The organism is Actinomadura nitritigenes, assembly GCF_017573545.1.
GTDB lineage: Bacteria > Actinomycetota > Actinomycetes > Streptosporangiales > Streptosporangiaceae > Spirillospora > Spirillospora nitritigenes.
In genome coordinates this window covers 338,475-357,591 of record NZ_JAGEOK010000001.1, presented here as the reverse complement: position 1 = coordinate 357,591, position 19,117 = coordinate 338,475, and the positions used below count along the sequence as shown (strand labels likewise).

The 19,117-nt window shown below is 75.1% G+C and carries 15 protein-coding genes; 7 read left to right on the top strand and 8 right to left on the bottom strand.

Features of this window, described 5'->3' with window-relative positions:
• The 5 genes from J4557_RS01400 to J4557_RS01380 form a co-directional block, all read right to left on the bottom strand.
• Nucleotides 1-735, bottom strand: coding sequence for an ABC transporter permease (locus J4557_RS01400; RefSeq protein ID WP_208264447.1), 735 nt, complete (start codon nucleotides 733-735; stop codon nucleotides 1-3).
• Nucleotides 736-747: 12 nt separating this feature from the next.
• The gene (locus J4557_RS01395) at nucleotides 748-1,662 is read right to left on the bottom strand and encodes an ABC transporter ATP-binding protein (RefSeq protein WP_208264446.1); all 915 of its coding nucleotides are present in this window, start codon (nucleotides 1,660-1,662) and stop codon (nucleotides 748-750) included.
• A 181-nt stretch (nucleotides 1,663-1,843) separates the two neighbouring features.
• The gene (locus J4557_RS01390; RefSeq protein ID WP_208264445.1) at nucleotides 1,844-3,277 is read right to left on the bottom strand and encodes an aldehyde dehydrogenase; all 1,434 of its coding nucleotides are present in this window, start codon (nucleotides 3,275-3,277) and stop codon (nucleotides 1,844-1,846) included.
• A gap of 122 nt (nucleotides 3,278-3,399) precedes the next feature.
• Nucleotides 3,400-3,834 (bottom strand): cytidine/deoxycytidylate deaminase family protein, encoded by a 435-nt coding sequence (locus J4557_RS01385; protein WP_208264628.1) that lies wholly within the window; start codon nucleotides 3,832-3,834, stop codon nucleotides 3,400-3,402.
• 7 nt (nucleotides 3,835-3,841) lie between these two features.
• Entirely contained in the window at nucleotides 3,842-4,528 is a 687-nt protein-coding gene (locus tag J4557_RS01380) for a RibD family protein (RefSeq protein WP_208264444.1), read from the bottom strand.
• A gap of 364 nt (nucleotides 4,529-4,892) precedes the next feature.
• Here J4557_RS01380 and J4557_RS01375 point away from each other — a divergent pair, with 364 nt between their 5' ends.
• Both J4557_RS01375 and J4557_RS01370 read left to right on the top strand, forming a co-directional pair.
• Complete coding sequence (locus tag J4557_RS01375) at nucleotides 4,893-6,023, top strand: exonuclease SbcCD subunit D (protein WP_208264443.1); 1,131 nt, start codon at nucleotides 4,893-4,895, stop codon at nucleotides 6,021-6,023.
• Nucleotides 6,020-9,043, top strand: coding sequence for an AAA family ATPase (locus J4557_RS01370; protein ID WP_208264442.1), 3,024 nt, complete (start codon nucleotides 6,020-6,022; stop codon nucleotides 9,041-9,043). The genes J4557_RS01375 and J4557_RS01370 overlap by 4 nt, the downstream gene beginning before the upstream one ends.
• A 35-nt stretch (nucleotides 9,044-9,078) precedes the next feature.
• Here the strand turns inward: J4557_RS01370 and J4557_RS01365 are convergent, their stop codons facing one another.
• A complete protein-coding gene (locus tag J4557_RS01365; protein WP_208264441.1) occupies nucleotides 9,079-9,870 on the bottom strand; it encodes an SAM-dependent methyltransferase in 792 nt (263 codons plus the stop codon).
• A 167-nt stretch (nucleotides 9,871-10,037) separates the two neighbouring features.
• Nucleotides 10,038-10,406 (bottom strand): PH domain-containing protein, encoded by a 369-nt coding sequence (locus tag J4557_RS01360; protein ID WP_208264440.1) that lies wholly within the window; start codon nucleotides 10,404-10,406, stop codon nucleotides 10,038-10,040.
• Nucleotides 10,407-10,646: 240 nt separating this feature from the next.
• Here J4557_RS01360 and J4557_RS01355 point away from each other — a divergent pair, with 240 nt between their 5' ends.
• The 4 genes from J4557_RS01355 (at nucleotide 10,647) to J4557_RS01340 (ending at nucleotide 14,195) form a co-directional block, all read left to right on the top strand.
• Nucleotides 10,647-10,844, top strand: a complete 198-nt coding sequence (locus J4557_RS01355) for a hypothetical protein (protein ID WP_208264439.1) — start codon at nucleotides 10,647-10,649, stop codon at nucleotides 10,842-10,844.
• An 83-nt stretch (nucleotides 10,845-10,927) separates the two neighbouring features.
• Nucleotides 10,928-11,680, top strand: a complete 753-nt coding sequence (locus J4557_RS01350) for a hypothetical protein (protein WP_208264438.1) — start codon at nucleotides 10,928-10,930, stop codon at nucleotides 11,678-11,680.
• A gap of 29 nt (nucleotides 11,681-11,709) precedes the next feature.
• A complete protein-coding gene (locus tag J4557_RS01345; protein ID WP_208264437.1) occupies nucleotides 11,710-12,567 on the top strand; it encodes an alpha/beta fold hydrolase in 858 nt (285 codons plus the stop codon).
• Between the two features lie 206 nt (nucleotides 12,568-12,773).
• The gene (locus J4557_RS01340; protein ID WP_208264436.1) at nucleotides 12,774-14,195 is read left to right on the top strand and encodes an amidase; all 1,422 of its coding nucleotides are present in this window, start codon (nucleotides 12,774-12,776) and stop codon (nucleotides 14,193-14,195) included.
• Between the two features lie 27 nt (nucleotides 14,196-14,222).
• On the opposite strand, the gene J4557_RS01335 is transcribed toward J4557_RS01340, so the two are convergent.
• Nucleotides 14,223-15,410, bottom strand: a complete 1,188-nt coding sequence (locus tag J4557_RS01335) for an ROK family transcriptional regulator (protein ID WP_208264435.1) — start codon at nucleotides 15,408-15,410, stop codon at nucleotides 14,223-14,225.
• A gap of 194 nt (nucleotides 15,411-15,604) precedes the next feature.
• Between J4557_RS01335 and J4557_RS01330 the strand changes: the two genes are divergently transcribed.
• Complete coding sequence (locus J4557_RS01330) at nucleotides 15,605-19,114, top strand: alpha-N-acetylglucosaminidase TIM-barrel domain-containing protein (RefSeq protein WP_208264434.1); 3,510 nt, start codon at nucleotides 15,605-15,607, stop codon at nucleotides 19,112-19,114.
• Nucleotides 19,115-19,117 lie beyond the last annotated feature (3 nt).

The window sequence follows — 19,117 nt, the reverse complement described above, 5'->3', positions numbered from 1 at the left end:
TCACTCCCACCGGAAGAGCCGGGCGGCGGCCAGGGTCGCGACCACCGCGTATGCGGCCATTATCGCCAGATGGAGGGGCTGCGGCGTGTGGCCCATCCAGGCGTCCCGCATGGAGCGGATGCCGGCGCCGAGGGGCGTGAGGTCGCAGATCCGCTGCAGGGTGCGCGGCATCTGGTCGTAGGGGATGTACACGCCGGCGAGGAACATGCTGGGGAAGAACAGGAGCGACCCGACGGCGTTGCCGGCCCGGCCGGTCGGCACGACGGCGCTGACGAGCGAGCCGAGCGCCAGCAGCGCGAGCAGGCACAGGACCGCGGCGAGCAGGAACCAGCCGAAGCCGCGCGGGACGGGGGTGCCGAACGCCGCCGCACCGGCGACGATCATGATGGCGGCGGTCACCGCGCCCGCCCCCGCGTTGATCACCAGCTGGGCGGTGAGCAGCGCCGACGGCCGGACGGGGGTGGCCCGCATCCGGCGCAGCACGCCGCGCTCGCGGTAGTCGGACAGCACGCCGGGCAGCATGATGAGGCTGAGGATCGCGAACGCGATGCCGGTGCCGAGGACGGCCATGTACTCGGTGGTGCTCTGCCCGCCGAGGTCCTTGGACGGCTTGGTGGCGTCCGGCATCAGCCCGAAGCCGAACAGCAGGGCGAGCGGGAGCACGACGGCGAACACGGGGGTGAGAGCTTCGCGCATCCGCATCCGGAGCTCGACGGCCAGGATCTTGCCGAACATTCTGCGGCTCCTTCAGTCGCGGGCGGACGGCCCGCCGGTCAGGGCGAGGTAGGCGTCGTCGAGGGTGCGCTGGTCGATGCGCAGGTCGGCGACCACCACGCGGTTGCGGGCGAGCGCGGAGGTGACGGCGGTGGCGAAGTCGCCGCGGCCGGTGACGGCCACGTAGGCGCCGGACCGCCGGACGTCGGTGACGCCGGGCACGCCGGCCAGCAGGGCGAGGTCCAGGTCGTCGACGGGCCGGAACCGCATCCGGCCGCCGCCCCCGGTGGTCTCCTCGATGAGCCGGCCGGGGCTGCCGGTGGCGACGATGCGGCCGGCGTCGAGGACGGCGAGCCGGTCGCACAGCTCCTCCGCCTCGTCCATGAAGTGGCTGATCAGCACGACGGTGACGCCGTCGTCGCGGATCCGGCGGATCAGGTCCCAGGTGGCGCGGCGGGCGTGCGGGTCCAGGCCGGTGGTCAGCTCGTCGAGGAACGCGACGCGAGGCGCGCCGACGAGCGCGAGCGCGATGTACAGCCGCTGCGCCTGCCCGCCGGACAGCTTGCGGACCCGGGCCTCCCGCTGGTCCTCCAGCCCCCATTGGGCGATCAGCTCGCCGGGGTCGCGGGGGGAGGCGTAGAAGGAGGCGTACAACTCGAGCGCCTCCCGCACCCTGATCGATCCGGGCAGGCCGGTCTGCTGCAGCTGGACGCCGATCAGCTCGTGCAGCCGGCGGCCGTCGGCCCACGGGTCGAGGCCGGCGACGCGGGCGGTGCCGCCGTCGGGGCGGCGCAGGCCCTCCAGGCACTCGACCGCCGTGGTCTTCCCGGCGCCGTTCGGGCCGAGGATCCCGAAGATCTCGCCCTCCTCGACGGAGAAGGACACCCCGTCCAGGGCGGTGCGGCCGCCGTACCGCTTGCTCAGGCCGTTCACCTCGATGATCGCCAACGCGGGCTCCTCCGGTCGTCTGCCAACGACCACAAGGCTCCCGGAGCGGCCCGCACCGGGGCATCGACCGACCGGCCACGCGGCGGCTGATCCGCCGCATCAACCGATCGGTGGACGGGGCTGAGACGTCGCGTGCCGTCCCGTGCAGGCGCTCACGGGACGGCACGCGGGTCGGGGGGCGTCAGGCGGGACGCGGGATGGACTTGTGCTCCAGGTAGGCGTTCAGGCCCTCCGGGCCGAGCTCGCGGCCGAGGCCGCTGTTCTTGAAGCCGCCGAACGGGGTGTTGGGGTCGAGGCTGTAGAGGTTCACGCCGCAGCTGCCGGTGCGGATGCGGCGGGCGACTTCGACGCCGTGGTCGACGTCGCCGGTCCAGACCGAGCCGCCGAGGCCGTAGTCGCTGTCGTTGGCGATCCGGACGGCGTCCTCCTCGTCCTCGTAGGGGATCAGGACGAGCACCGGGCCGAAGATCTCCTCGCGGGCGATCCGCATGTCGTTGCGGACGTCGCCGAACACGGTCGGGGCGACGTACCAGCCGCGGTCGTGCGGCCGGTTCAGGCCGCCGGTGATGACCTTGGCGCCCTCGTCCTGGCCGATCCGGATGTAGTTCTCCACGCGCTCCTGCTGCCGCTTGGCGACCAGCGGGCCGATCTCGCTGGAGTAGTCGGCCGGGTCGCCGACGGTGAGGCCGCCGACCATGGTCGCCAGGGCGTCGGCGACCTCGTCGTAGCGGCGGCGGGACGCCAGGATGCGGGTCTGCGCGGCGCACGCCTCGCCGTTGTTCATCAGCGACGCCATCTTGAAGCCCTCGATGGTGGAGGCGAGGTCGGCGTCGTCCAGCACGATCGCGGCGGACTTGCCGCCGAGCTCGAGGGTGACCCGCTTGAGCTGCTCGCCGCAGACCGCGCCGATCTTGCGTCCGGCGGCGGTGGAGCCGGTGAAGGACACCTTGTCGACGCCGGGGTGCGCGACCAGGTACGCGCCGACCTCGCGGCCCGCCGGGACGATGTTGACGACGCCGTCCGGGATGCCCGCCTCCTTGATCCACTCGGCCAGCAGGTAGCTGTCGAGCGGCGTCTCGGGGGACGGCTTGGCGACGACGGTGCAGCCGGCGATCAGCGCGGGCGCGAGCTTGAGCATCAGCGTGAACTGCGGCACGTTCCACGGGACGATCGCGGCGACGACGCCGACCGGCTCGCGGGTGACGGTGACGGGGCCGAGCATGCCGGGCCGCTCGTCCTCCCAGGCGTAGGTGCCGGCGAGGTCGACGTAGTACTGCAGCACCATCTGCGGGATCGCGGCCTGCCCGAACACCGAGAACAGGATCGGCGAGCCCATCTCCGCGGTGACGAGGTCGGCCATCTGCTGCTGCCGCTCGGCGTAGATCGCCGACAGCTTCCCGACCTTCTCGGCGCGCTCGGCGGGGGTCATCCGCGGCCAGGGGCCCTGGTCGAAGGCGCGCCGGGCGGCGGCGACCGCCGCGTCCATGTCGGCCTCGGTGCCGTCCGGCACCCGGCCGATGACCTCCTCGGTGTGCGGGGAGATGACCTCGATGGTGCCGGTGCCGGCCGGTGCCGTCCACTCGCCGCCGATGAACAGCCGATCGTGCTCGCGCATGCTGATGTGCCTCCTGCCGGGGGTCCGCGGAGAGTCCGGGGCGCATCCGCTGACCGAATGCTTGCTTGGCTCAGCATTGCACGCGGTCGAGGGGGGTTGGCAAGAGAAATGAGACTAGAGTCTCATCGAGCGAGCAGGTGCGCGTTCGGCTCCTGCGCCGCCCTCGCCAGCTCGGGCAGTTCCACCAGCTCCACGCCCGCCGCCTCCAGGATCTCCGCGCCCGTGCCCGCGACGAACACCGACGGCTCGCGCCAGGCGAACACCACCCGCCGCGCCCCCGACGCGACGATCAGCTCCGCGCACGGCCGCGGCCGCGACGCGCGGTTCCCGCACGGCTCCAGCGAGCTGTAGACGGTCGCGCCGCGCAGTACCCCGCCGGTCTTGGCGATCGCCGCCTCCTCGGCGTGGTCGTGCGGGTCGGCCTCCCGGGAGTGCCCGCGCGCGATCTCCCGGCCGTCCGCGTCGACGATCACCGCGCCCACCGAGAACGCCGTCCGGGACGGCGGGCACAGCGTCGCCAGGTCGCAGGCCAGCGCCAGCCACCCGGCGTCGTCCATGATCGCGTCAGCCACGCTCGCCGCCCGGCAGGTAGCGCAGTAGCGCGAGGTCGCCGATCCGGGTGATCTCCGCCAGCCGCATCGGCCGCTCCGGCGACTGCGGGAACACCCCCGACCGGACGAACCGCGGCGCCGACGGGTCGCCGACGAGGAACGGGGCCACGACCAGTTGCAGCTCGTCCACCAGTCCCGACGTGAGGAACAGCGTGTGGATCGCGCCGCCGCCCTCCACCATCAGCCGCCGCACGCCGCGCGCCGACAGGTCCGCCAGGACGGTCGCGAGCTCCAGCGGCTCGCCCGCGTCGACGACCTCGCCCAGCCCGCCGAGCCGCTCCGCCAGGCCCGTGGCCGTGCCGGACGGCGCGTACACCAGCTTGGGCGACTCGCCCGTGGTGAAGAACCGCGCGCGCGGATCCAGGTCGCCGCTCCATGTCAGCGTCACCTTGGTGAGGTCGGGCGGGAGCCCGCGCGAGGCCCGCCGCTCCCGCCGCGCCTGCGAGCGGATCAGCAGCTTCGGGTCGTCGGCGCGGACGGTCCCGGCGCCGACGAGGATCGCGTCGCAGCCGGCCCGCACCGCGTCGACGCGGTCGAAGTCCGCGGCGCTGGACAGCCGCAGCCGTTCCGGCGCCGCGTCGTCGATGTACCCGTCGACCGACATCGCGCAGCTCAGCAGCACGTAAGGACGATCACCCACCACCCCAGCCTAAAACCTGCCGCACCACCCCCAAGCCACCAGCACACCGGAAGCCGGAGGCGGGCCCGGCAACGCCCCGCGCCGAGCCGAGCCACCCAGCGAGCGCGCTGTCTGCCCGGTGGGGGCGAAGCCGAAGGCGAGTGGGGGGAGCGCACGGAGCCGAGCCACCGCGCGAGCGCGCTATCTGACCGGTGGGGGCGACGCCGAAGGCGAGCCCCCACCGGGAAGCTCGCGAAGCGAGGTCGCGCTCGCCCGATCACGGTCAGCGGGCGAGCCGCCAGGCGAGCCCGCTGGGCCGGGATTGAAGCCAACACGGCGTTTCTGCGCCGGATGTGTCGGACGGGGTGCCTATGGTTGCTGCGACATGCGAATCCTGCACACTTCCGACTGGCATCTCGGCAGATCGTTCCATCGCGAGGACCTGCTGGCCGCGCAGGCGGCGTTCGTCGACGACCTCGTCGCGACCGTGCGAGAGCAGCGGGTCGACTGTGTGCTCGTCTCGGGCGACGTCTACGACCGGGCGCTGCCCGCCGTGGACGCGGTGCGGTTGTGCGACGAGGCCCTGGCGCGGCTCGCGGAGCTGACGCGGGTCGTGCTGATCGCCGGGAACCACGACTCGGCGCGGCGGCTCGGGTTCGGCTCCGCGCTGATGGACGGGGCGGGCGTGCACGTCCGCACCGATTTCGCGCGCGTGGGGGAGCCGGTCGTCGTGGGGGACGCCGCGATCTACGGCGTCCCGTATCTGGAGCCGGAGCTCGTGCGGCATCCGTGGGGGCTGGAGGAGCGCACGCACGCGGCGGCGCTCACCGAGGCGATGCGGCGGGTCCGCGCGGACGCGGCGGGGCGTCCCGGCCTGCGCTCGGTCGTGCTCGCGCACGCGTTCGTGACCGGCGGCGAGAGCAGCGAGAGCGAGCGCGACATCTCGGTGGGCGGGTCGGCGCAGGTGTCGGCGTCGGTGTTCGACGGCGTGGACTACGCGGCGCTCGGGCATCTGCACGGCCGCTGGGCCATCACGGACCGCGTCCGCTATTCGGGGTCGCCGCTGGCGTACTCGTTCTCCGAGGAGCATCACGTCAAGGGGTCGTGGCTCGTCGATCTGCGCGAGGACGGCGTGGCGGCGGAGTTCGTGGAGGCGCCCGTGCCGCGCCGGCTGGCGCGCGTCCGCGGCCGCATCGACGACCTGCTGTCCGGTTCGCGGTACGAGGAGTACGAGGACCGCTGGCTGCAGATCACGCTGACCGACGAGCGCCGACCGTCCGCGGCGATGGAGCGGTTGCGCCGCCGTTTCCCGCACGCGCTGGTCCTCGGCTTCGAGCCGGAGGGCGGCGGCACCGGCGACGCGCGCACCTGGACGGAGCGGGTCCGCGAGCGGTCGGAACTCGACATCGCCGGCGACTTCGTCGCGGAGGTCACCGACGGTCCCGCGACGGAGGCGGAGCGCGCCCTGCTGGACGAGGCGTTCGAGCACTGCCGCCGGAAGGAGGCGCTGGCGTGAGGCTCCACCGGCTGGAGGTCGCCGCGTTCGGCCCGTTCTCCGGGACGGAGGAGATCGACTTCGACGCGCTGTCGGACGCGGGGCTGTTCCTCATCCAGGGCCGGACGGGCGCGGGGAAGACGAGCATCCTGGACGCGGTGTGTTTCGCGCTGTACGGGCAGGTCCCGGGCGTCCGGAACGCGGTGAAGGGGCTGCGCAGCGATCACGCGGCGCCCGGCGCGGGTCCGCGCGTGGTGCTGGAGACGACGATCCGGGGCCGGCGGCTGCGCGTGACGCGGTCGCCGGCGTGGGAGCGGCCGAAGCTGCGCGGGTCCGGCACGACGACCGAGCACGCCAAGGTGATCCTGGAGGAGTTCGAGCGCGGCGGCTGGACCGGGCTCACCACCCGGCTGGACGAGGCGGGGGACCTGATCTCCCGGCTGCTCGGGATGAACGCCGCGCAGTTCTGCCAGGTCGCGCTGCTGCCGCAGGGCGAGTTCGCAGGCTTCCTGCGCGCGGGCGCCGACGAGCGCCGCAAGGTGCTGGAGCGGCTGTTCGCGACCGAGGTGTTCACGCAGGTGGAGAAGTGGCTGGCCGACCGGCGCGCCGCGACGGGCCGGGAGGCGGCGGAGCTCGCCGCCGCCGCGTCCTCGATCGCGGACCGGATCGCGGAGGCGACGGGCGCCGCGCCGCCGCGCGGTGAGCGCGCGCCGGTCCCGGCGCCGCGCCGCGGCGAGCAGGCGCCGGAGCAGGCCGCGGACATGGAGGTGCTTCCGGCGTGGGCGGCGGAGCTGGCGGGCGAGCACGCCGACGTCCGCGCGACCGCCGGCCGGCTGCGCGACGAGGCGGACGCGGCGGTGCGGGCCGCGCGCGAGGCGCTGGAGGCCGGGCGGGAGGTGGCGGAGCGGCGCCGTCGGCGCGCCGACGCGCTGGCGCGCCGTGACGCGCTGGCCGCGCGCGCCGAGGAGCGGTCGCGGCTGGCGTCGGAGCTCGACGCCGCCGCGCGCGCCGACCGGGTCGTGCCGCTGGTGCGCGCCGTGCAGGACCGTCATGTCCGCGCGGGCCAGGCGCGTCGGTGGGCGGAGGAGACCCGTTCGCGGGTCGGGGCGCTGCTGCCGCCGAACGCGTCCGAGGACGTTTTGACGAAGGCCGAGCGCGCGCGCCGCGACGAGATGGCGCAGCTGGCGGACCGCAGGCAGGGGGCGGCGCGGCTGAGCGAGCTGGAGGCCGAGCGGGCGGAGCTGGACCGCGAGATGGCGCGCCTCGAGCCCGAGGAGGCGCGGATCGCGGCGGCGCTCGCCGACCTTCCCGGCATCGTCGAGACGCGCCGCGCCGAACTGGACGAGGCCCGCATCGCCGCGGCCGGGCGTTCGGGCGCCGAGGCCGCGGTGGCCGAGGCGCGGCGCCGGCTCGACGCGGCGCACCGCCGCGACCATGTCGGGCACCTGCTCGGCGAGGCGGAGGCCGCGCAACGCGACGCGGTCGACGCCGCGCAGGACGCCCGGCAGCACGTCCTCGACCTGCGGCAGGCGCGGCTGGACGGGATGGCGGCGGTCCTCGCCGAGGAGCTGGAGGACGGCGAGCCCTGCCGGGTGTGCGGCTCCACCGATCACCCGGCCCCGGTGACCTCGCTGGCGCTGATCCCGACCGAGGAGCAGGTCGACGGGGCGCAGGCCGCCGCCGACCGCGCGCAGCACGGCCGGGAGGACGCGGCGCGCCAGGTGGAGGCGCTGCGCACCGAGCGCGACGGCCTGCTGGAGACGGTCGGCGAGGAGGCGGCCGAGGCCCTAGCCGCCGATCTGGCCGAGGCGGAGGATGCGCTCGCCGCGGCGACGGCGCGCGCCGCGGAGGCCGACCGGCTGGAGAGCGTCCTGCACCGCGACGAGCAGGAGCTGGAGCGGGTCCGCGACGCCCGGGACGGCAACGTCCGGGCGCTCACCGCGAACCGCACCCGGCGCGCGGAGCTCGACGCCGAGGAGAAGCGGCTGCGCGCGGCGCTCGACGAGGCGCGCGGCACCGACGCGACCCTGGAGGCCCGCATCGACCGGCTCGGCCGCGAGGCCGACGCGCTGGCCGAGGCGATGGACGCGCTGCGGGAGGCCGACCGCGCCGCCGAGGAGCTCGCCGCCGCTCGCGCGCGCGCCAAGGCCACCGCCGAAGAGGAGGGGTTCCGCACGCCGGACGAGGTGCTCGCCGCCGCGATGCCGGATGAGGACCAGGCGGCCCTGCGCGACCGGCTCCGCCGGTTCGACGACGAGGAGGCCCTCGTCCGCGACCTGCTCGCCGACCGCGCGCTGGCCGAGGCGGCGGCCGGCCCCGCTCCCGACCTGGACGCGCTGGGGGCGGCGCTGGCGTCGGCGGAGGACGCCCGGACCGGCGCGGCGTCCGCCGCCGACCGGGCCCGGCACCGCTGCGAGCGGCTCGCGCGACTGCGCGCCGACCTCGGCGCCGCCGTCCGCGACTGGCGACCGGCGGCGGACCGGTACCGCACCGCCGAGCGGCTCGCCGGGCTCACCTCGGGCAAGCACGCCGCGAACCGGCGCTCGATGTCGCTGTCGGCGTACGTGCTCGCCGCCCGGCTGGAGCAGGTCGTGGCCGCGGCGAACGAGCGGCTCGGCCGGATGTCGGGCGGCCGCTACGCGCTCGTCCACACCACCGACAAGGCGGCGGGCGACCGCAGCCACGGCGCGGGCGGGCTCGGGCTGCGCGTCGCCGACGCGTGGACGGGCCTGGAACGCGACCCGGTGACGCTGTCGGGCGGCGAGTCGTTCATCAGCTCGCTGTCGCTGGCGCTCGGCCTCGCCGACGTCGTCACCGCGGAGGCGGGCGGCGCGGAGATCGGCACGCTGTTCGTCGACGAGGGCTTCGGCACCCTCGACGAGGACACCCTCGACGAGGTGATGGACGTGCTGGACGGCCTGCGCGACGGCGGCCGCGCCGTCGGCATCGTCAGCCATGTCGCGGAGCTGCGGGCCCGGATCCCGGCGCAGCTCCGCGTCACCAAGGAGCGCACCGGCTCCACCGCCCGCATCGTCGTCTGAGCCGCGGGCCCCGGCGGCTCCGGCCGCCGCCGGGGTCAGGGCTTGCGGCCGACGCCCGCCACGAGCCAGCCCGTCGCGGGCTCGTGCGGGCGGTCGGGGCGCCACTCGGGCGCGGGCACGAGACCGGGGTCGACCAGGTCCAGGCCGTCGAAGAACGCGGCGATCCGGGACCGGGGCCGGGCGGTGAACACCAGCCCGTTCTCGGCGACGATACGGTCCTTCAGGGCGCGCTCGGCGGGCGTCATCGCGTCGCCGGTGAAGTCGCAGATCGCCAGGTGCGAGCCCGGCGCCATCGCGTCGGTGAACGCGCGGACGATGGCCTCCGGGTCCTCCTCGTCGAGGATCGCGTCGAGCGTCGCGGTCATCAGCACGCCGACCGGGCGGCTCAGGTCGATGAGCGCGGTGACCTCCGCGTCGGCGAGGATCGCGTGCGGCTTGCGGGCGTCGCCGTGCACCGCCGCCGCGTTCGGCACGGCGTGCAGCAGCGCCTGGTAGTGGACGACGGCGACGCGGTCGTTGTCGATGTACACGACGCGGCCGGCGGCGTCGCGGGCGTGCACGACCTCGTGCACGTTGCCCTTGCCGGGCAGGCCGCAGCCCACGTCGAGGAACTGCCGGACGCCCTCGTCCAGCATGTGGCGGACGGCGCGGCGCAGGAACTTGCGGTTCTCGCGGGGCAGCAGCCGGGCGGCCCGGAAGGAGCCGAACGCCTCGATGGCGACGGCGCGGTCGGCGCAGTAGTTGTCCTTGCCGCCGAGCGAGTAGTCGTAGATGCGGTTGAGGGCGGCGCCGGAGAAGCCGGGACCGGGGGCAGGGCGGTCTGTCATGGTGTCCCCTCGACTGGGAGCGGGGGTGGGTCGAGGAGCCTCCAGCCTAGTGGATCGCGATCACCGTGCGCAGGTCCGACGTCGCGGAAAGCCACCATCGATCCCGGGGCGCCGGAGGCCGTGCCCGGCCCGGGGAGGGGCGGGCACCGGCTCCGGCGCGGAGGCGGTCAGCGGGAGATGAAGTCGAGGATCACGTTGTGCACGTGGTGGCTCTTGTCGGCGCCGCGGAACTCGACCTCGTAGGAGATCGTCCCGACGTTGATCGCGATCGAGCCGGAGGAGAAGTAGGGCCCCGCCCACGACCTGTTGCTGACCACGCTGACCGAGGTGATCCTGGAGTACGGGATGCTGGTGATCGCGTACTTCTTGCCCGCGAAGCTCTTGTCCTGGATGATCACCCGCCGGTCGGTGAGGCCGACGAACCCGGTGCCGGTGCCGATCGCGTCGTAGACCGCGATGACCTGCTCGCCGGGCAGCAGCCCGCTCTCGATCTGCTTGAGCTGGCCCGACCTGTCGTGCTCGACGTCGTCGCCCATGTCCGTCCTCCGTGCTCGTGGATGGTCCGACACGTTTCGACGAGCGTGGAGCGCCGCCCGTTCCCGGCGAGGGCGGCTGCGCCCTGCCGGAATGTGGCCGGGTGCGGCGCGGTGGCGGAGCGCGGCGCGGTGGCGGGGGACGTTAGGTCCGGTTCCGAGTGGGCACACCACAGACACCCCCGGCCGCCGATCATGACCCGACCAGGAGAGCGCGGCGGCCCCGTCCCCCCGGAGGCAGCCGTGCGCGTCGGAACCGCCATCGTCCTGATCTGGCTGGTCATCGGTGCCATCGCCGCCGGCCAGCGGCACTACTACGACGACCGGAAGGCCAGCTGCGCCAAGGTCGGCACGGTCCTCGTCACGATCGTGGCCGGCCCGCTCAACTACGTGGGAGCGAACCCGAAGGTCCACTGCGAGACGCCTCAGCCCAGCAAGTGACCGCGGCGCGCCCGCCGGCGCGCGGCCGCCCCTTTTGATCGGCGTCTGCCCTGCCTTTGCGCGGGAGCGGGAACGTGCCCGGCATGGGCGCGTGGTTCACCCGGGAGATCGCCGACACCGGCAGGCTCCGGCTGTTCTGCTTCTTCGTGGCGTTCATCGCCGGGTTCCTGTTCATCCGGTTCAGCGTCCGGATGATCCGGCGGCAGGCGCGGTGGTGGCCCGGGAACGTCGCGCCGGGCGGCCGGCACATCCACCATGTCGTGTTCGGCCTGGTGTTCATGTGCGTCGGCGGCATCGGCGGGCTGGCGGTGACCGACGACTCGTCCGGGTGGGCGGCGGGCGCGGCGGCCCTGTTCGGGGTGGGGATGGCCCTCGTCCTGGACGAGTTCGCCCTGGTCTTCCACCTCAAGGACGTCTACTGGAGTGAGCAGGGGCGGCTGTCGGTCGAGGTCGTGTTCGTGACGGTGGCGCTGTGCGGGCTGCTGCTGCTCGGGCTGCGTCCGGTCGGCGCGGACGCCTTCGCGAGCTCCGGTGACACGGGCGGCGGGTGGGGGATCGCGGCGGTGCTGCTGGTCGATCTCGGGCTCGCGGTCGTCGCCCTGCTCAAGGGCAAGACGTGGACGGGCCTGCTCGGGCTGTTCATCGGGATCGTCGCGCTGGTCGGGGCGGTCCGGCTGGCCCGCCCCGGATCGCCGTGGGCGCGGCGCCGCTACAAGCCGGGCTCGCGCAAGGAGCGGCGCGCGCTGGCCCGCGAGCGCCGGTACCGGCGGCCCGTCCAGCGGCTCGCCACCGCGGTGGGCGACCTGATCGCCGGGCGTCCCTCCATCCGGGGCTGAGCCCGCCCGGCCGGAGTAGATTGCCCGGCATGAGCGGGTATCGCAGGACGGCCGTCGCCGTCCCCGGCGGCGGCCTCACCGTGGGGATCTGGGGCGAGGGGACGCCGTCGGTCCTCGCCGTCCACGGCATCACCGGGTCGCACCTGGCGTGGGGGCCGGCCGCCGGCCGGTTCGCCGCCGCGGGCGGGACCCTCGCCGCCGTCGACCTGCGCGGCCGCGGCCGCAGCGGCGCGCTGCCCGGCCCGTACGGCATGGCCGCGCACGCCCGCGACTGCGCGGCCGTCCTCGACGCGCTCGGGATGGACCGGGCGGTCGTCGCCGGGCACTCGATGGGCGGGTTCGTCTCCCTCGTCCTCGGCGACCTGTACCCGGACCGCGTGGAGCGGATCGTGCTGGTCGACGGCGGGCCGCCGCTGCCCGTCGCGCCGGGCAGGACGCCCGCGGAGCAGGTCGCGGACACCATCGGCCCCGCCGCCGCCCGGCTGCGGATGCGGTTCGCCGACCTGGAGGCCAACCGCGCCTTCTGGCGCGCGCACCCGGCCTTCACGGTCTGGACGCCCGCGATCGAGGCCTACGTCGACTACGACATGACCGGCGCGGCGCCGGAGCTGCGCAGCCGGGTCTCGCTGGACGCGGTCACCGAGGACTCCGCCGACCTGCTCACCGGCGACGCGCTCGCGGGCGCGTGGCGGCGGCTGCGCCGGCCGGCGGAGATGCTGCGGGCCGGGCGCGGGATGCTCGACCAGCCGGTGCCGCTGTACCCCGATCCCGCGCCGATCGCCGAGCGCGTCCCGGTGCGCACCCTCCCGGACGCCAACCACTACACGATCCTGCTCGCCGACGCCCCGGCCGCCGAGGTCGCCGCGGCGCTGTCCCGGCCCGCCTGATCCGCCCCGCCTGATCCGCCCCGCCTGATCCGCCCCGCCTGATCCGCCCCGCCTGATCCGGCCCGCCTGATCCGGCCCGCGCGATCCCGGCCGCGCCGGGGTGCGCGCCGATCCCCTCCTGACATACCGACCGGTCGGTATTAGGGTGGCGGTGATCGTGGCATCGCGGGGCGGACGCCGCTCCCCGCCGTCGAGGGAAGGCGCGCATGACGGAACCGCACGAGCTCACCGCACTCGAACAGGCCGCGGCGGTACGGGCGGGCGAGGTCTCCCCGGCGGAACTGGTCCGCCACTACCTGGACCGCGTCGAGCGCCTGAACGATCGCTACGGCGCGTTCCTCACCGTCACCGCCGACCAGGCGATCGCGCAGGCCGAGGCGATGACGAACGGAGCGGCGGCGGGCGGGGCCCGCACACCGCTGTCCGGAGTGCCCACCGCGATCAAGGACCTGACCCCGACCGCCGGCGTGCGCACCACCTACGGCTCCCGGGCCTACGCCGACCACGTCCCCGACCGCGACGCGCACCTCGTGACGCTGCTGCGCCGCGGCGGCATGATCAGCCTCGGCAAGACCAACACCCCCGAGTTCGGGCTCTGCTGCTACACCGACAACGACCTGGCCGGCCCGGCGCGCAACCCGTGGGACCGCGACCGCGCCGCCGGCGGCTCCAGCGGCGGCGCGGCCGCCGCCGTGGCGCTCGGCCTCGCGCCCGTCGCGCACGGCAGTGACGGCGGCGGCTCCATCCGGATCCCCGCGAGCTCCTGCGGGCTCTTCGGGCTCAAGACGTCCCGGGGCCGGATCAGCACGGGCCCGGACGGCGCCGACGTGAGCGGCCTCGCCGTCCAGGGGCCGCTGGCGCGCAGCGTCCGGGACGCCGCCGCGATGCTCGACCTGATGGCGGTCCCGATGCCCGGCGACCCGCACTGGGCGCCGCCGCTCCCGGACGGCGAGACCTTCCTCGGCCACGCCGGCCGCGAACCCGGACGGCTGCGCATCGGCCGCTACGCCGAGCCCGCCGCGCCGGGCGTCGAGGTCGACCCGGCCTGCGTCGAAGCGTGGGAGCACGCGTCCCGCGTGCTGGAGGGGCTCGGGCACGAGGTCGAGGACATCCCCACGCCGTTCGGCCCCGAGGTCTCCGACCACTTCGTCACCGTCTGGAGCGTCCAGTCGCTCGGCCCCGCCGTCGAGCCGGGCGCGGAGGAGGCGCTGCGCCCCGTGACCCGCGCCTGGCGCGCGTACGGCCGCCGGATGGACGGCGCCGCCTTCGCCGCCGCGGTCGGCGGGATGCAGCGCGCCGCCCGCGCGTCCATCGAGGCGACGGCCCGCTACGACGCCGTCCTGACGCCCACGCTGGCGGCGCTGCCGCAGCCGGTGGGGTTCTTCGACGAGAAGGACACCGAGCCCCTCGACAACCTGCGCAGGCAGAGCGCGTTCAGCGCGTTCACCAGCGTCTACAACATGACCGGCCAGCCCGTCGCCAACCTGCCGCTGCACCGCACCGGCGCCGGCCTGCCGGTCGGCGTCAGCCTGGTCGGAAGGCCCGCCGGGGAGGCGGCGCTCCTCGCGCTGTGCGCCCAGGTCGAGGCGGCCGACCCGTGGATCCGGCACCGCCCGCCCGAGTGGTGACCCCCGCGTCCCGCGCGCCGCGACCGGTCAGACGGGGAGCCGCCCCCAGACCTCGTCGAGCGCCAGCCGCAGGGCGCCGGTGAGGACGGTGTCCTCGGCCAGTCCGGAGAACTCCACGGCGGGCGGGGTGAGGGTCAGCCCGCCGAGATGCCGGGTGATGGCCGTCAGCAGCACGGACCCGGCGCGGGCGACGCCGCCGCCGATCACGACGGCGTCGGGGGCGAGGACGAGCACGGCCGGGGCGATGGCGCGCGCGAACGACGCGGCCACCTCGTCGACGACCTCGACGGCCGCCTCGTCGCCCCCGGCGGCCGCGGCGAAGACGGCGGCCGCGTCGAGCCCGTCGGCCCGGAGGGCGGTGCCGGGACGGTAGCGGGCGGCCCGGCGGGCCCGCTCGGTGATGGCCTCCGCGCCGATGGCCCGCTCCAGGGGGCCCCGGCCGTCGCCGGTGTCGGGGACGTCGCCGGGCTGCCGGATGAAGCCGATCTCGCCGGCGGACCCGGTGCCGCGGTGCAGCCGGCCGCCGATCACGACGCCGGCGCCGAGCCGCTCGCCCCACTGCACGGCGAGCAGGGTGCCGGCCCCGCTGCGCTCCCCGGCGACGGCCAGCGCCGCGAGGTTCGCGTCGTTCTCCACCTGGACCGGGCAGCCGAAGCGGCCCTGGAGGTGCTCGGACAGGTTCACCGACGTCCAGCCCGGGACGCTCGGCGCCAGCAGGATCCGGCCGGACGCGGGGTCGACGATCCCCGGCGTCGCGACGACCACGGCGGCGATCTCGTCCGCGCCGAGCCCGGCCTCGGCGAGGGCGCGCCCGACCGCCTCGTCGACGACGCCGAGCAGCCGCCCGGCCCCGGTGTGGTCGACGGGGAGGCGCACCGCGGCGAGGCGGTGGGCGGCCAGGTCGTCGATCCCGGCGCTGACGGTGTGGGGACCGACGTCCAGGCCCAGCACGGGGGCGGCGCGGCCGCGCAGCGAGACGCGGACCGCGGGGCGGCCGCCCTGCGGGGACGCCGCGGCCGGGTCGTGCTGCTGGAGCCACCCGGCCTCGACCAGGTCGTCCACCGCCTGGCCCACGGTGGGGCGGGTGAGGCCGGTCAGCCTGACCAGCTCGGCCAGCCGCACGGGCTCGGGGGCGCAGTCGCGCACCGCGCGCAGCACGGCGGCGGTGTTGAGGCGGCGCAGCACCGGGGTCCCGACCGCCCGTTGGTCTCCCATCGCCCCTCCGAAAGATCGTCCGGACCCCTTGACCGGAGGGCCCCGCGCATTGATTATGAACTTCGTCCTGGTATTGCAAGGACTTTAACAAACCCCCGCGCGGTGGAGGTTCCGCCATGGTGTTGGGCCGGAGACCGGACAGACGACAGGCAAGGCCACGGGGAAGACGACGGAACGCCGGGCGGCGCACACGGATGCTCGCCGTCGCGGCGGCGGCGGCACTGGTGGTGCCGGTCGCCGGGGCGGCGCCGCCGGCGGCCGCCCGGACGGGCCCCGCCGGAGCGCCGGCCCCGGCCTCGCAGACCGGGCCCGCGGCGCGGGCGCTGGAGCGCATCCTCGGCAGGCAGCGCGCCGCGCAGGTCACCCTCCAGACGATCGAGAAGGGCACCGGCGCCGACCGGTTCCGCATCTCCGCCGCCGGCGGCCGGCTGGTGGTCGCCGGGACCTCCCCGGCCGTCCAGCTCACCGGCTTCGGCTGGTACCTGCGCAAGGTCGCGCACGCCGACTACGCGATCGGCGGGGCGCAGCTCGACCTGCCCGCCCGGCTGCCGCTGCCGGCCGCGCCGATCGAGGAGGACGCCTCCGTCGCGCACCGGTTCGCGCTCAACGACACCAACGAGGGCTACGCCGGCGCGTACCTGAGCTGGGACGAGTGGCAGCGCCGCATCGACGCCCTCGCGCTGCACGGCGTCAACGAGGTGCTGGTGTACGAGGGCCAGGAGGCCGTCTACCAGCGCGCCTTCCAGCAGTTCGGCTACAGCGCCGAGGACATGCGGCGCTGGATCCCGCTACCCGCCCACCAGGCGTGGTGGCTGCTGCAGAACATGTGCTGCACCGGCTCGCCGATCTCGCAGCAGCTGATCGACGGCCGCGCGGCGCTCGCCCGGCGCATCGTCGACCGCCTCCGCGAACTCGGCATGACGCCCGTCCTGCCCGGCTACTACGGCACCGTCCCGACGGACTTCGAGACACGCGACCCGGGCGCGAACACCGTCCCGCAGGGCACGTGGAACGGTCTGGAGCGCCCCGACTGGCTCGACCCGACCGGGCCCGAGTTCGGGAAGGTCGCGGCGGCGTTCTACCAGGCGCAGACGCAGCTCTACGGCAAGAGCACCATGTACAAGATGGACCTGCTGCACGAGGGCGGCAGGGCCGGATCGGTGCCGGTGGGGCCCGCGTCGAAGGCCGTACAGGACGCGCTCGAAGCCGCCCACCCGGGCGCCCTCTGGGTGATCCTCGGCTGGCAGAGCAACCCCCGCAAGGAGACCCTCCAGGCCGTCGACCGGTCGCGGATGTTCATCGTGGACGGCATCACCGAGCAGCCGAGCGTCACCGACCGCGAGACGGACTTCCTCGGCACCCGGTACGCGTTCGGGACGATCTGGAACTTCGGCGGCCACCAGAACTTCGGCGCCGGGCTCACCGTGTGGAACGCCAAGTTCCACGCCATGCGCACCAAGCCGGGCAGCGCGCTGGACGGCATCGCGCTGATGCCCGAGGCCATCGACAACAACCCCGCCGCGGTGGCGTTCTTCACCGACATGCCCTGGGTGGACGGGCCGGTCGACATCGACGCCTGGTTCGCCGAGTACGCCGCCGCCCGCTACGGCGCGGCCGATCCGCACGCCGTCGCGGCCTGGCGGATCATCGGCCGCACCGCCTACGCGTGGCCGGCGGGCAAGGACACCCGGCACGTGACCGCCCTGTTCGACGACCAGCCGAGCCTGAACGACACCGGCACGGCCCTCCAGTACGACCCGGCCGAGTTCGAGCGGGCGCTGCGCGAGCTGCTCCAGGTCGACCCGCGGCTGCGGCGCTCCGAGGCGTACCGCTACGACCTCGTCGACGTGGCCCGGCAGGTCCTCGCCAACCGCAGCAGGTCGCTTCTGCCGAAGATCCGCGCCGCCTACCGGGACGGCGACCGGGCCGCCTTCGAGCGGCTCACCGACCGCTGGACGGCGGAGATCGGGCTCATGGACCAGGTCCTCGGCACCGATCCGAACTTCCTGCTCGGCACCTGGCAGAGCGAGGCCGCCCGCCAGGCCGCGGACCGGAAGGAGGCCGCGGCCCTCGACTACGACCTCAAGTCGCTCGTCACGCTGTGGCAGACCGAGAGCCCCGGCCTCCAGGACTACGCGCGCCGCGAGGTCAACGGCCTGGTCGGCGGCTACTACGGCAAGCGCTGGACGATGTTCTTCGACGAGCTGAAGCGCGCGATGAGGACCGGCGCGCAGCCCAAGGAGATCGACTGGCGCGCGGTCGCCGAGAGCTGGGCCCACGCCGGCACCCGCTACCCCGACCGCCCGCACGGCGACGCCTACCGGCTGGCCGCGCGGATCGCCGAGGAGCCCGCGGGCGCGCTGGCCCTCGCCTCCGACCGCAAGGGGATCACCGCCGGCGGCACCGTCCGCGTCACCGCGACCTACACGAACGAGTCGACGCTGAGCGCCGCGAGCGGCGTCCGGTTCGCGCTGTCGGCACCGCGCGGCTACACCGTCCGCGAGGCTGCGGGCTCCTCCGGGAGCGATGTCGCCCCAGGCGGCACCACCACCTCGACGTGGACCGTGACAGCACCCGCCGACGCGAAGCCGGGCGCCCTGCCCGGCCTGGACGCGACCGTCTCCTGGCGCAGCGGCAACGGCGGGTCCGAGCAGGCGAGCGCGCACTCCCTGCTGATGGTCGGCGGGAGCACGATCGGCGCGCCCTTCAAGACCGCAGCCTCGGCGCCCGCCGAGTTCGCGCAGGACGGCGGGACGATCGGGATCGCCGCCGGCGGCGAGGACGTCTGGGGCTCCACCAACGAGCTCGCCACCGTCTACAGCGAAGGAGGGCTCGCCTCGGGGCAGGCGGTCGCCACGAAGGTGACGCAACTGGACGGCGCCTCGCCGTACTCACGCGCCGGCCTGGTCGCCGCCGCCGACCTGACCAAGGCCGGGTCCGGCGGATACGCCGACATCGCCGTCACGCCCGAGCACGGCTGCGTCTTCTCCTACGACGCCGACGGCGACGGCGGGCTCGACCACGTCACCGAGGTCGGCGGGTTCACCGCGGGCGACGTCCGGGTGCGGCTGCGCCGGGACGGCGACCGCATGACCGGCTCGTGCAGCTCCGACGGCGAGAACTGGACCGTCGTCGGCTCCGGCACGGTGTCCGGCGCGTCGGGCGCCGAGGACGTCGGCATGTTCGTCAGCGCGGTGAACCGGCACACCGGGCAGGAGGCGATCGCCCGCTTCGACGGCGGCGTCACCGGCGCGCCCGACACGTCGCGCGACGGGTCCGGCGACCAGCTGCAGAGCCTCCGCAAGCCGGTGACCGCGCTGTCGTCGGAGGCCGGGCGGCCGCCCGAGGCCGCCAACGACGGCAGCCGCGCCAACTCGCCGTACTGGGGCGGGCAGCTCACCTACGGCGAGACGTGGTGGCGCGTCGACCTCGGCGCCGTCAACGCGGTGTCCCGCGTCAACGTCCGCAACTACGTCGACGGCACCCGCTACTACACCTACCGGCTGGAGGGCAGCCTCGACGGCGAGCACTGGTTCACCCTCGGCGGCCGCAACGGCCCCGATCCCGCCACCGACGCGGGCGACACGATGAACACCGAGGCCGAGGCCCGCTACGTCCGCGTCGTCGGCCTCGGCAACACCGCCAACTTCACCTTCCACCTCACCGAGGTCAGCGTGTACGGGACGCCCGTCGCGAAGACCTGACCG